Annotated in this window: 9 protein-coding genes; 3 read left to right on the top strand and 6 right to left on the bottom strand. The window is 74.3% G+C overall.

Annotated features, from left to right (window positions below; all coding sequences use genetic code 11):
- Positions 1–6: 6 nt before the first annotated feature.
- Genes AB0G50_RS08015 through AB0G50_RS08000 form a run of 4 tightly spaced genes read right to left on the bottom strand, consistent with a single transcriptional unit; the run spans position 7 to position 4,868 of the window.
- Positions 7–2,187 carry a molybdopterin cofactor-binding domain-containing protein gene (locus AB0G50_RS08015; RefSeq protein ID WP_360103561.1) on the bottom strand — a complete coding sequence of 727 codons (2,181 nt, stop codon included), beginning with the start codon at positions 2,185–2,187 and terminating at the stop codon, positions 7–9.
- A complete protein-coding gene (locus AB0G50_RS08010) occupies positions 2,187–3,539 on the bottom strand; it encodes an 8-oxoguanine deaminase (RefSeq protein WP_360103559.1) in 1,353 nt (450 codons plus the stop codon). Before AB0G50_RS08010 ends, AB0G50_RS08015 begins: the two co-directional genes overlap by 1 nt.
- Positions 3,536–3,997, bottom strand: a complete 462-nt coding sequence (locus AB0G50_RS08005; protein ID WP_360103557.1) for a (2Fe-2S)-binding protein — start codon at positions 3,995–3,997, stop codon at positions 3,536–3,538. The genes AB0G50_RS08010 and AB0G50_RS08005 overlap by 4 nt, the downstream gene beginning before the upstream one ends.
- Position 3,998: 1 nt before the next feature.
- Positions 3,999–4,868: a xanthine dehydrogenase family protein subunit M gene (locus tag AB0G50_RS08000; RefSeq protein WP_360103555.1), complete on the bottom strand. Its 870-nt coding sequence runs from the start codon at positions 4,866–4,868 to the stop codon at positions 3,999–4,001.
- Between the two features lie 153 nt (positions 4,869–5,021).
- On the opposite strand from AB0G50_RS08000, the gene AB0G50_RS07995 reads away from it, so the two are divergent.
- Positions 5,022–6,452 (top strand): PucR family transcriptional regulator ligand-binding domain-containing protein, encoded by a 1,431-nt coding sequence (locus tag AB0G50_RS07995; RefSeq protein ID WP_360103553.1) that lies wholly within the window; start codon positions 5,022–5,024, stop codon positions 6,450–6,452.
- 273 nt (positions 6,453–6,725) lie between these two features.
- Here AB0G50_RS07995 and AB0G50_RS07990 read toward each other — a convergent pair whose 3' ends face one another.
- Complete coding sequence (locus AB0G50_RS07990; protein ID WP_360103551.1) at positions 6,726–6,917, bottom strand: hypothetical protein; 192 nt, start codon at positions 6,915–6,917, stop codon at positions 6,726–6,728.
- Positions 6,918–7,057: 140 nt separating this feature from the next.
- Positions 7,058–10,003, bottom strand: coding sequence for a tetratricopeptide repeat protein (locus AB0G50_RS07985; RefSeq protein WP_360103549.1), 2,946 nt, complete (start codon positions 10,001–10,003; stop codon positions 7,058–7,060).
- A 354-nt stretch (positions 10,004–10,357) separates the two neighbouring features.
- Between AB0G50_RS07985 and AB0G50_RS07980 the strand changes: the two genes are divergently transcribed.
- Both AB0G50_RS07980 and AB0G50_RS07975 read left to right on the top strand, forming a co-directional pair.
- Entirely contained in the window at positions 10,358–11,638 is a 1,281-nt protein-coding gene (locus AB0G50_RS07980; RefSeq protein ID WP_360103547.1) for a nucleotide sugar dehydrogenase, read from the top strand.
- Positions 11,635–12,849 carry a hypothetical protein gene (locus tag AB0G50_RS07975; RefSeq protein ID WP_360103545.1) on the top strand — a complete coding sequence of 405 codons (1,215 nt, stop codon included), beginning with the start codon at positions 11,635–11,637 and terminating at the stop codon, positions 12,847–12,849. Before AB0G50_RS07980 ends, AB0G50_RS07975 begins: the two co-directional genes overlap by 4 nt.
- Positions 12,850–12,888 lie beyond the last annotated feature (39 nt).

Here is a 12,888-nt window from a genome sequence, read left to right as displayed (position 1 = left end):
TTCTCCTCAGGTGCCGGTGAGGTGCTCGGGGCGCACGGGCACCCTGGTCAGCGCGAGCCCGGTCGCCGCGCGGATCGCCGCGACGACGGCCGGTGTGGACGAGATGGTCGGCGGTTCGCCGACACCGCGCACACCGTACGGCGCGTGCGGGTCGGCCAGTTCCAGCACGTCCACCGCCATCGGCGGCATGTCGAGCACGGTCGGGATCAGGTAGTCGGTGAACGACGGGTTGCGCACCTTCCCGTCCGCGGTGCGGATCTCCTCCATCACCGCGAGCCCGAGCCCCTGCGCCGAGCCGCCGTGGATCTGGCCCAACACCGCGTCCGGGTTCAGCGCCCGGCCGACGTCCTGCGCGCAGTCCAGCGCGACCACCTTCACCAGCCCCAGTTCCACGTCGACGTCGACCACCGCGCGGTGCGCCGCGAACCCGTACTGCACGTGCGCCCGACCCTGCCCGGTCACCGGGTCCAGCGGCTCGGTGGCCCGGTGCCGCCACTCGACGGTTTCCTCCACCACCCGCGACCCCGGCGCCTCGCCGCCCAGCCGGGCCCGCACCGCCTCGCACGCCGCCTTCACCGCGCCGCCGGTCACGTAGGTCTGCCGGGACGCCGAGGTGGACCCGCCGTTGCCGACCGCGGTGTCCATCGGCAGCACGGTCACCCGCTCGACGCCCAATTCGGTCCGCACGATCTGCTGTAGCACGGTCACCAGCCCCTGCCCGACCTCGCACGCCGCCGTGTGCACCGACGCGACCGGCTCGCCGCCGACCTCCTCCAACCGGACCCGCGCGGTCGAGAAGTCGTCGTACCCCTCGGAGAAGCAGACGTTCTTGATCCCCACCGCGTACCCGACGCCGCGCACCACACCCTCGCCGTGCGTCGTGTTCGACACGCCACCGGGCAGGTCGCGCAGGTCGAGCCCGGCGCGCGCGGGCGGCAACGGCCGGTCCCGCACCAGTTCCAGCAACCGGGCCACCGGCGCGGCCGAGTCGACCAGTTGGCCGGTCGGCATCCGCGAGCCCTCGGCCATCGCGTTGCGCAGCCGCACCTCCACCGGGTCCAGGCCCAGCGCCGCGGCCAGTTTGTCCATTTGGGACTCGTAGCCGAACGCCGCCTGCACCGCGCCGAAACCGCGCATCGCGCCGCACGGCGGGTTGTTCGTGTACACGCCCCGCGCGTCCACCACCACGTTCGGCACGTCGTACGGCCCGACGCCGAGCGTGGCCGCGTTCGCCACCACCGCCGACGTGCTCGACGCGTACGCGCCGCCGTCGAGGACGACGTCCGCCTTGACGTACACCAGCTTCCCGCTCCGGTCCGCGCCGTGCTCGTAGCGCAGCACCGCCGGGTGCCGGTGCACGTGGCCGTAGAACGACTCCTCGCGGTTGTAGACCATCTTGACCGGCTTGCCGGTGTGCCGGGCGAGCAGGCACGCGTGCACCTGCATCGACAGGTCCTCGCGCCCGCCGAACGCGCCGCCGACACCGGACAGCGTCAGCCGCACCTTCTCCGCCGGCAGTCCCAGGGCGACCGCCACCTGGTCCCGGTCGACGTGCAGCCATTGCGTGGCCACGAAGAGGTCCACGCCGCCGTCCTCGGCCGGCACCGCGAGCCCCGACTCCGGACCGAGGAACGCCTGGTCCTGCATGCCGACCTCGTACCGGCCGGTCACCACCACGTCGGCCCGCGCGTCCGGGTCGCCGCGCCGCACCGGCACGTGCCGCACCAGGTTGCCGCCCGGGTGCAGCGGGGTGTCGTGCTCCGCGGTCTCCATGTCCACCACGGGTCGCAGCACCTCGTAGGACACCCGGATCCGCTTCGCCGCCCGCAGCGCGGTCTCCGGGTGGTCCGCGCCGACCAGCGCCACCGGCTCGCCCTGGTAGCGCACGACGTCCTCGGCGAGCACCGGCTGGTCGCGGTGCTCCAGGCCGTACCGGTTCACGCCCGGCACGTCCTCGTGCGTCAGCACGGCGTACACCCCGGGCACCGTCAACGCCTCGGTCACGTCCACCGCCACGATCCGCGCGTGCGGGTGCGGGCTGCGCAGCGTCGAACCCCAGATCATGTCCTCGTGCCACAGGTCCGACGCGTAGGCGAACTCGCCGCGCACCTTCAGCGCGCCGTCCGGCCGCGGCGGGCTCGCGCCGATGCCGCCGGCCACCGCGGACGTCAACCCCGTCGGGCGCATCACGCCTCCTTCAGCCGGCGTGCCGCGGCACGCAGGTCACGAGCCAGGTCGCCGACCGACGCGGTGCGCAACGCGCCGTCGTCCACCACCGTCTTCCCGCCCACCAGCAACAACCTCACCACCGGCCGCGGTCCGAGCACGAGCGCCGTCACCGGGTCCTCGATGCCCGCGTGGTCCAGCCCGTCCAGCCGCCACACGGCCAGGTCGGCGAGCTTGCCGGGTTCGAGCGACCCGAGTTCGCCCTCCCGGCCGAGGCACCGCGCGCCGCCCATCGTGCCCAGCCACAACGCCTCCCGCGTGGTCAACGCGCCCGGCCCGCCGCGCTGCCTGGCCTGGGTCAGCGCCTCGCGCAACTCCTCGACCAGCGAGCCGGACTCGTTCGACGCCGCGCCGTCCACCCCGAGCCCGACCGGCACGCCCGCGTCGAGCAGGGCGCGCACCGGCGGCACCCCGACGCCGAGCCTGCCGTTGGACGTCGGGCAGTGCGCCGAGCCGGTTCCGCTGTCCGCCAAGGCTTTCACCGCGGCCGCCGACAGGTGCACGGTGTGCGCGAGCCACACGTCCGGACCGAGCCAGCCCAGTCGTTCGGCGTGCTCGACGGGCGTGCGGCCGTAGGTCGCGAGGCAGTGCGCCTCCTCGTCCGCGGTTTCCGCGAGGTGCGTGTGCAGCCGAACCCCCTTGTGCCGGGCCAGTTCCGCCGCGCCGCGCAGCAACTCCGCGCTCACCGAGAACGGCGAGCACGGTCCGACCGCGACCCGCGTCATCGCCTCCGCCGCCGGGTCGTGGTGGTCGCCGATCGCCTTCTCGGTCGCGGTCAACGCCTCCTCGGTGCCCTCGACCAGGTCGTCCGGCGGGAGGCCGCCCTGGGCGGCGCCCCGGTCCATCGAGCCGCGCACGGCGTGCAGCCGCAGTCCGATCCGCCGACCGGCGCCGACCACCGCCGCGAACGGGTCGCCGCCCGCGCGCGGGAACACGTAGTGGTGGTCGGCGGCCGTGGTGCAGCCGGTGAGCGCCAGCCGGGCGAGTCCGGCGCAGGCGGCGGCGTGGGTGATCTCCTCGTCCAGCCCGCGCCACACCGGGTACAGCTCCGTCAACCACGGGAACAGCCCGGCGTCGGGCGCGTAGCCGCGGGTCGCCGACTGGTAGAGGTGGTGGTGGGTGTTGACCAGCCCGGGCGTGACCAGGCAGCCGGAGCCGTCGACCCAGGTGTGCGGACCGGCGGGGCGCGGCGCCTGACCCGGTCCGACGGCGGTGATCCTGCCGTGCTCCACCACCACGTGCCCGAACGCGTGCTCCGTGCCGGCGGCGTCCACTGTGGACACCGCCGCGCCGTCGATGATCAACGGGGTCACCGGCGCCCCGCCGCGAGCCGCACCGCGTCCAGGATCTTCTCGTAGCCCGTGCACCGGCACAGGTTGCCCGCCAGCGCCTCGCGGATCTCCGGGTCGCTCGGATCGGCGTTGCGCCGCAACAGGTCGTGCGCGGCGACCACGAGTCCGGGCGTGCAGAACCCGCACTGCACCGCGCCCGCGGCCACGAACGCCTCCTGCACCGGGTCCAGCGCCTCCCCGGCCGCCAGGCCCTCCACCGTGCGCACCTCGCGACCCCGCGCCTGCCCGGCCGCGACCAGGCACGCGCACACCGGCACGTCGTCCAGGTACACCGTGCACGAGCCGCACTCGCCCTGCTCGCAGGCGTTCTTCGCGCCGGGCAGCCCCAACCGCTCGCGCAGCAGGTACAGCAGGCTCTCGCCCTCCCACACCCCGTCCGCCCGCCGGACCTCGCCGTTCACCGTCACGTCGACCCGCATCTCAGGCCCTCCCGGTGTAGTCGTGCCACGCCCAGCCCAGCGCGCGGCGGGCCAGCACGGACAGCGCGTGCCGCCGGTAGGCCGCCGACCCGCGCACGTCGTCGATCGGACTCGCGGCCGCCGCCACGAGTTCGCCGAACCGCCGGGTCAGCGGGTCCGGCAGCGGGGTCGGCGCCTCCCAGCGGCCGGACGCGGTCAGCTCGCCCGCCAGGAACTCCTCGGCCTCCGTCGCGTGCCGCGGCGTGGGCGCGGCGCTGCCGACCGCCGCGCCGACCCGCCGGCGCTCCGGGTGCAGCGCGAGGGCGAACGAGCACACCGCGATGACCATCGCGTTGCGCGTGCCGACCTTGCAGAACTGTTGCGGCGCACCGGTTTTCGGCACCCGCACGGCGGTGATCAACTCGTCGGGCGCGAGCGCGTTGCGCTTCACGCCCAGGTAGAAGTCGGCGATCGGGATCCGCCGCCCGCCCCGGGTCGACGCCACCTCGACCTCGGCGTCGAGGGCCAGCAGCACCGGGTGCGTGTCACCGGCGGGCGAGGCCGCGCCGAGGTTGCCGCCGACCGTGCCCCGGTTGCGGATCTGCGGCGACCCGACCGTGCGCGCGGCCATCGCGAGCCCCGGCAGCACGTCGCCGAGCTCGGCGATGATCCGCGCGTACGGCACGCCCGCCCCGATCCGCACCACCGCGCCGTCGTCGTGCCACTCGCGCGCCTGCGGGATCCGGGTCAGGTCGAGCAGCGCGGCCGGCCGCCGGTGGTCGAAGTTCACCTCGACCATCACGTCGGTGCCGCCCGCGATGGGCACGGCGTCGGGTCGGTCCGCCTTGAGCGCCAGCGCCTCGGCGAGCGTCCCGGGTGCCAGGAAGTCCACGCGCCCTCCACTTCGGTGTGCGTGCCAGTAGATCCGCCGCCCGCGCCGCGCGCCAGGTCGCCGGCACCTGAAAGCACAGGCTCCTCCACGGGGCGCGGTTGTGCTTTCCTACGAACACCATCGGACGACCGGTGCGACGACGAGGAGGCCTCCGTGCTGACCGTGCGCGCGCTGGTGCGGATGCCCGACCTGGGGTTGCGGGTGCTGACCGGCGGCGCGCTGCTGGACCGGCCGGTGCGCCGGATCTACGGCACCGAGCTGCCCGACCCGGGCCGCTACCTGTCCGGCGGGGAGCTGGTCCTGTCCGGACTGCTGTGGCACCGCGCCGACGCCGACTGCGAGCCGTTCGTGGCGGCGCTGGCCAGGGCGGAGGTCGCGGCGCTCGCGGCGAGCGCGCCGGAGGGGTTGCCCGAGGCGCTGACCGACGCGTGCCGGCGCCACGGCGTGCCGCTGGTCTCAGTGCCGCACGAGTTGTCCTTCGCCACCATCGCGGACCGGGTGGTCGTCGCGCTGGCCGCCGCGGACACGGGCGCGCGGCTGGGCAGCCACCGCCGGCTGCTGACCGTGGTGGCGCGGGGCGGTGGACTGGACGACCTGGTCGCGGCGGGAGCGGCGGAACTCGGCGTGCCGTGCCGGGTCGTCTCGGTGACCGGCCGGGTGCTCGCCGGGCCGGACCTGCCGGACGTCGTCGCGCTCGTCCGCGACCACCTGCGCACCGACCGGCAGCCGACCGTCCGCAAGGGGCAGACCCTGCTCCCGGTGCCGGAACGCGATCCCGGCTTGTCCTCCTGGGTGCTCGTGGTCGAGGGCGACCGCCGCGACGACGGCCTGGCGGTGGAGTTGGCGAGCCTCGCGGGTGTCGAACGCGCGCGCCGCCGGCACGCCGGCGAGGTCGAGAACCGGGTGGCCGAACCGCTGGTGCGCGAGGTGTTCGCGGGCGTCGACCCGACCGCGCGGCTGACCGCGCTCGGCCGGCCGACCGACGTGCCCTACCGCGTGCTGTCGGCCACCGGCCTCGCCGCGCCGCTGCTCGCCGACCTGCTGCCGGACGCCCTGGTCGCCGTCCTGGACGACGTCGCCTACGCCCTGGTGCCGGACCCGGACCGCGCGGCGCTGGTCGCGGACGCCCTGCACGCGGTCGAACCCGCCCTCGGCACGCGCCGGGTGGCGGTGGGCGTCTCGTCGCCGACCACGCCCGGCGGCGCGCGCGGTGCGGCCGAGGAGGCCTCGCACGCCCGGCGGTTGGGCGAGCAGCGCGACGACCGGGTGTGCGTGGTGCGCGGCGAGGAGATCGCGCCGCACCGGCTGCTGCTGGCCGGCGTCCCGGACGCGCTGCGCCGCTCGCTGCGCCGCCGCCTGCTGGGCCCGGTCCTGGACTACGACGCCGCGCACGGCACGGACCTGATCGGCACGCTGAGGGTGTTCCTCGACCACTCGGGCTCGTGGACGGCGGCGGCCGAGGTGCTGCACGTCCACGTGAACACCCTGCGCTACCGGGTGGGCCGGGTGGAAACCCTGCTCGGCGCGGACCTGTCCCGCTTCACCGACCGGGTCGACCTCTACCTCGCGCTGCACATCGACTGACCCGCGCATTCGCTCGACCGGCCGGTCGGCGTGAGCCATTCGGCGAATTGCGATCGGCTCACATTCGCATTCCAGGTCCGAGAGGTTTCGGCTTTAACCGTATTCGAGCCGCCGTCCGGGTGTCGAACATCACGCGGTCGGGGTACGCAATGCGGATTTCCGTTACGCTGTACCGGATAATAATGTGCCCGGCTCGGTTGCCGCCGAGCCGGGCACTGTGTGGACGGGGAGATTACGTCACCACCGGGTCAACCCCGGTGCTTCGAGGCAACGTCACCCCCACCGCATGGATGAGGTGCTCATCGAGGCTTCGGCCGAAGCCCCGTGAGCGCCTGTCGGCGTGGCCGACGCGATGGCCGCACCCGCGGGTGCGGCCATCGTCACCACCCCGAAGACGCCGATGACGGCGATCCGGGCCGCAATTTCGCGGAATGGTGACCTTCCGGGTGAGTTGATCTGTTCCACGGCCGAGTATCTACCATCCGGCCCTCGACGGCCGGCGGGCAGCCCACCCTCAGTCGCCCAACAGGCGGCGAATAGGTGACTACTGCACAGTCGTGTTCCCCGTTCGGGGGGAATTTCCGCCTACATCCACCTGGCGCAGGCTAGTTGCCCCGAATGGTTGATGAGTTGTTGGTCTCTTTCGGGTGACGCCCTGGCGGGACCTCCGGGGTTTGCCATTCGGCCAACTGGGCAAGTATTCCCGACGCACGCGAATCGCCGAGCTCGGTGTAGATGCGCAGGGCCGAGCGCCAGTTCGCCCGCGCCGCCTCGTGGTCGCCGCCTGCCCACTCGACGTGCGCCAACAGGTCGTGCGCCTCGGCCTGGGACACCGGGACGTCGGCCTGTTCGGCGAGGTCGACGGCGTTCGCCGCGTAATAGGCGGCCCGCTCGAGGTCGTCCAGGTCCCGGTTGATCACCGCGAGCACGATGCTCGCCCGCGCCTCACCGCCGGAGTCCCTGGCCCGCCGCAGTTCGAGCAGCGCCCGGTGGGCGAAGCTCAGCGCGCCGAAGTGGTCGCCGCGCTCCCGGTACACCTCGGCGAGCGCGGCGAAGCTCTGGCCCGCTCCCGCCATGTCGTTGCTGCGCTCGCGCAACGAGCAGGCCAGGTGGAACTGCGAGATCGCGTCGTCCAGCCGACCCGCGAGCCGCAGCGCGACCCCGGTCCGGTGCACGATGCCCGCCTCGGTGTCCAGGTCCTGCTCCTCGCGGGCGATGGTGAGCGCCTCGGCGAACATCTCCAGCGCGTGCGCCGTCCGCCCGTTCGCGGCCCGCCGCCCGGCCATGTTCCGCAGCGCGATGGCCACGCCGACCCGGTCCCCGATCTCGACCGCGATGTCGTGCGCCCGCCGGTCGCACGCGTCCGCCTCGTCGTGCTCGCCGAAGCCCGACAGCACGAAACCCAGGTTGGACAACGAACCCGCCTCGCCGAACCGGTCGCCGGCGCGACGGGCGGCGGCGACCGCGATGCGCAGGCCGGACACGACCTCGGTGCGGAAGCGGAGGCGGTTCAGCACCTCCAGCGAGTTGACCAGGCGCCACAGGTGGTCGTCGAAACCGGTCTCCTCGGCCAGCCGGATCACCGCGCCGATCTCGGCGCGCTCGCCGACGCACCAGTCCATCGCCGACTCCGGGGTGTCGAAGTCGCGCGGCGCGACGCCGGGGACGAGGTCCAGCAGCGGAACGGCCTCCCGGTGCGGGTAGACGCGGCGGTCCGCGTTGTGCACCGTGTGCAGGTACCAGTCGAACATCCGGCGCAGCGCCCGGCCGCGACCCTCCTCCGGCTCGTCCACCTCGGCACGCCAGGCGGCGTACTCGCGCACCCGGTCGTGGAACGCGTACCGGTCGCCCTCCCGGGACTCCAGCAGCCGCGCCCACACCAGCCGGTCCAGCAGCACGCCGACCTGCTCCTCCGGCCACCCGGTGAGCGCCGCCGCCACCCCGCGCCGCACCACCAGCCCCGGGTACAGGCCCAGCAACCGGAACACCCGCCGCACGTCCGCCGCGAGCACCCGGTACGAGCAGTCGAACACCGCCCGCAGCGTCAGGTGCGTGGTCGACCCGTCGACGCTCAACCCGAGCACGGCCCGGCTCTCCCGCAACCGGGTCACGAAGTCCCGCAGGGGCTTGCCGGGCTGCGCGCCGACGTACTCGCCGATGATCGCCAACGCCAGCGGCAGCCCGGCGGCCAGCGCGGTCAACCCGTCCAGCGCCTCGGGCTCGGCCGCGGCCCGGTCGCCCAGCCGGTCGCGCAGCCACCGGGCGGCCAGGTCCGGCCCGAGCGGCGGCACGGTGAAGCAGCGGGCGCGGTGCCGCAGGGTCAGCTCGCTCAGCCGCTCCCGGCTGGTCACCACCACGACCGCGCCGCCCACCAGCGACAGCAGCGGCTCGACGTGGGCGGCGTCGGCGGCGTTGTCCAGCACCAGCAGCACCTGCCGCGCGGACAGCAGGTCGCGCAGCCTGCTCCGTCTGGCCTGCGGGGTCCGCAGGCGGTCCACCGGCTCGCCCAACGCCTCCAGCAGGTCGGTGACGACCTGGTCGGGCGGTGTCGCCGGACCATCGCCGAAGCCGTTCAGGTCGGCGTACCAGACGCCGTGCGGGAACCGGGACCGCACCCGGTGCGCCCAGTGCACGGCCAACCCGGTTTTGCCCACCCCCGGCAACCCGTCCAGCGTCACGACCCGGGGCCGTCCGACGAGCAGCGCGTCGAGTTCGGCCAGCAGGTCGGTGTGCCCGGCGAACCCGTCCACGTCGGCGGGCAGCGTGCGCGGCAGCGCGACGACACCCGCCGCGGCCCGCTCGTCCACGCCGCGCAGCAGCTCGCCGTACACCCGGCGCAGCTCCTCGGCGCGGGCCGGGTCGCCCGCGGCGCCCACCCGGAGGTGCAGGTCGAGGTAGTACCGGGTCGCCTCCTCCTCGCGGTCCAGCGTGAACAGCGCGGTGATCCGGCGGCGCGCCAGTCCCACGTCGTCGGCGTGCTCCGCCTGCACGGCCCTGGTCAGCCGCAGCACCTCGGCCGGCTCGCCCAGCCGCAGCCGGCAGTCCAGCAGCAGCACGAAGGCGTCGAACCACTCGTCCCGCTCGATGACCTGCCGCCAGTTCCGCGCGTGCGGCGTCTCCAGGTCGGCGAACGGCCGCTGCCAGTCCGCCAGCACCGGCTCCAGCAACGCCGCCGCGCCGCCGTGGTCGCCCGCGGCGACCAGCCGGCGCGCGTCGTGCAGCACGCGCTGGAACACGTGGTAGTCGACGGTGTCCGGTTCCGCCACGAACCGGTAGCCGCCGGGTTCGGTCGTCAACAGGCCCGGCAACCCGAGGGGTTTCAGGGCCATGCGTATTCGGTTGGTATAGGTGTGCAGGGTGGCCGCCGGGTCCTGCGGTGTTTTGTCGTCGACCCACACCCACTCCGCCAGATTGCGGATCGAAACGGTTTTGCCGAGGTTCAGCAGGAGTACCGCGAGCACCGCTCGCTCTTTCGGCTTTCCCCATTCACCGGTGAATACACCGGCCCGCCTGACGGCGGTGTGCCCGAGGATCTTGAAATGGACGGTCACCAGCGCCACCCCCCGCCGGAAGTGATGATTTACCCCGAGTGTGCCCGGGATCGGCGCGACCCTGCCAATGCTTTGTCACTTTCCGATATACCGCTGTGACAAACAGTGGTCCGGTTGGGCTAGCCGACCGCCCGGTGCGCCGAAAGAATGTCGAAAGGCGAGTGAAATGCCGGGCACCACGCGTTCGCGCGGCCGCCCGCGCGGCACTCGACCGGAGGCCTGCCGGACCCGTCCGGAGCAGCGCGTTCACCGCGGCCGGCGGCACTGACCGCCGATGGACAGGAGCGCGCCGCAGGCTGGAGTCCGGCCGCACCGGCGGGAGGTACCCGCCCGGGGCGGCCGGAGGAGGTTTCCATGGACGCTCCCGATGTCGTCGTGGTCGGCCTGGGGTTCACCGGGCTGCCCACGGCGGTCGCCGCCGCCGCGGCGGGATCGCGGGTGCTGGGGTTGGACAAGTCGGTCCGCCGGGTGCGGGCCGTCACCGGGACGCGCGCCGGCAGCGGGCTGGGCACCGTCTCCGAGCACGCGGTGCGCACCGCCCTGCGCGGTGGCCGGCTGGAGGTGCGCGCCTTCCGCGGCCGGGTGCCCGCCGCGCCGGTGCACGTGCTGTGCCTGCCGACGCCCGCCGACCGCCGGGGCGGGGTGGACCTCGGCCCGCTGTCCGGTGTGGTGGACGCGGTCGGCCGGGTGCTGCGGCCCGGCGACCTCGTGCTGGTGCAGAGCACCTGTCCGCCCGGCACGGTCGCGGGCTCGGTCGTGCCGCTGCTGGAACGCCGGTCCGGGCTGCGCGCGGGACCGGACTTCCACGTCGCGTGCGCGCCGATGCGCATCGACCCCGGCAACGAGCGGCACACCTACGCGACCATCCCGAGGGTGGTCGGCGGGTACACGGCCCGCTGCGGGCTCGTGGCGTCCCGGTTCGTGTCCGCGATGGCGCAGGAGGTCGTCGGGGTGACCACGTCCTGCGCGGCCGAGTTGGCCAAGGTCTTCGAGAACACGTTCCGGCTGGTCAACATCTCGCTGGTGAACGAGTTCGCGGTGCTGTGCCGCGGGTACGGCGTCGACGTGGTGGAGGCGCTGCGCGCGGCGGGCACCAAGCCGTTCGGCTTCCTCGGCCACCACCCGAGCGCGGGCGCGGGCGGCGACTGCGTGCCGGTGGCCGCGCGGCTGTTCTCCACCGCCGCGCGACGGCGCGGACTGCACAGCCCGGTGGTGGACGCCGCGCTCGCGGTCAACGACGCGATGCCCGCCCGGACCGCGCACCTGGTGCGCGCCGCGGTCCGCCGGTTGACCGGGAAAGCGTTGCGGGAAAACAAGGTCGTCGTGCTCGGCGTGACGTACAAGCCGGACACGCCCGGTGTCGGCAACTCGGCCGCGGTGGCCGTGCTGGAGGAGTTGCGCCGGGACACCGACGTGTCCTACCACGACCCGTACGTGCCGGAACTGGTGCTCTCGGACGGCACCGTGCTGGTGGCGACGGGCACCCGGGAGGTGGCCGAGCACGACGTGGTGCTGGTGCTGACCCGGCACGACGCCTACCGCGACGTGCTGGCCGGCGGGTACGTCGTGCCGGTGCTCGACTGCGCGGGCGGCGAGCCGAAGGCTGTCGGCGGGCGCGCGGAGGCGGCCGCGTGACCGGGCAGTGGATCCGGGGTCCGATCGGGCCGGACGCCGACCGCCGGGTCACCGTCCCGGACTGCCGCGAGGTGCTGGTGATGGTGCCGCACCTGGCGGCGGGCACCCGGCTGGTGTCCGACGTGGTCCCGTTGCTGCGCAACGACCCCCGCGTGCAGGTGGTGTTCTCGGTGACCGACACCGGCGGCCGGTGGCACGGCACCGAGGACTTCGTCCGGGCGCAGGGCGGTGTGGTGGTGCCGTGGCAGCAGGCCGTGCACCACGACTTCGACCTGGTGCTCGCGGCCGGGCACAACGACCTGGACCAGGTCCGCGGACCGGTGCTGCTGCTGCCGCACGGCGCGGGCAACCTCGCCTCGCGCCGGGTGGCCAGGCACGCGGGCCCGAACGGGCTGCCGCACCGGGGGTTGAGTCGGGAGTCGTTGGTGCGCCGCGGACGGCTGCTGCCGGCGGCCATCGGGTTGACCCACGACGACGAGTTGGAGGCGCTGCGCTCGTCGTGCCCGGAGGCGCTGCACACCGCCGTCGTGACCGGCGACGTGTGCCTGGACCGGATGACCGCGAGCCTGCCCTCGCGGCGGCGCTACCGGGACGCGCTGGCGGTGGGGGAGGAGCGGTGCCTGGTGACGGTCAGCTCCACCTGGACGCGGGACTCGGCGTTCGGCAGCCGGCTCGGGTTGTGCCGGGCGCTGCTCGACGAACTGCCCGCGGACCGCTACCGGGTGGCGCTCGTGCTGCACCCCAACGTGTGGACCGTGCACAGCAGGTGGCAGGTGCTGGCGTGGTTGCACGACTGCCTGGAGGACGGGCTGATCGTGGTGCCGCCGGAGGAGGGGTGGCGGGCCCTGCTGGTGGCGAGCGACGTGGTGCTGGGCGACCACGGCTCGACCACCCAGTACGCCGCCGCGATCGGCCGCCCGGTGCTGCTGGCCGCGTTCCCGGACCGCGACGTCCGCGCGGGCAGTCTCGCCGCCGAGGTCCGGGCGCGCTGCCCGGTGCTGGAGGAGGACGGACCCCTGCTGCCGCAGCTGTCCCGCGCGGTGGCCGACGACACGGGCTCGTTCGCGGACCTGGTGTCCTCGCGGCGCGGCGAGTCGGCCGAGGTCCTGCGCTCGACCATGTACCGCCTGATGGGTCTGGTCGAACCGGCCCGCCCGGCGGTCGCCACCCCGGTGCCCTGCCCCGTGCCGGTGCGGGCGGTGCCGGTGTGACGCCGGTGCGCGAGTGGAAGTCTTGGTGCGCCAACGACT

Origin of the sequence: Actinosynnema sp. NPDC020468, assembly GCF_040642015.1 — a bacterium.
Taxonomy (GTDB): domain Bacteria; phylum Actinomycetota; class Actinomycetes; order Mycobacteriales; family Pseudonocardiaceae; genus Actinosynnema.
The sequence above is the reverse complement of the archived record's forward strand: the minus strand, read 5'-3'. Positions and strand labels throughout refer to the sequence as shown.

Bases quoted from the DNA above. Each gene is read 5' to 3' on its own strand.
- AB0G50_RS07980 (WP_360103547.1), top strand. From the start codon at position 10,358: ATGGACGCTCCCGATGTCGTCGTGGTCGGCCTGGGGTTCACCGGGCTG.
- AB0G50_RS08005 (WP_360103557.1), bottom strand. From the start codon at position 3,997: ATGCGGGTCGACGTGACGGTGAACGGCGAGGTCCGGCGGGCGGACGGG.
- AB0G50_RS08015 (WP_360103561.1), bottom strand. From the start codon at position 2,187: ATGCGCCCGACGGGGTTGACGTCCGCGGTGGCCGGCGGCATCGGCGCG.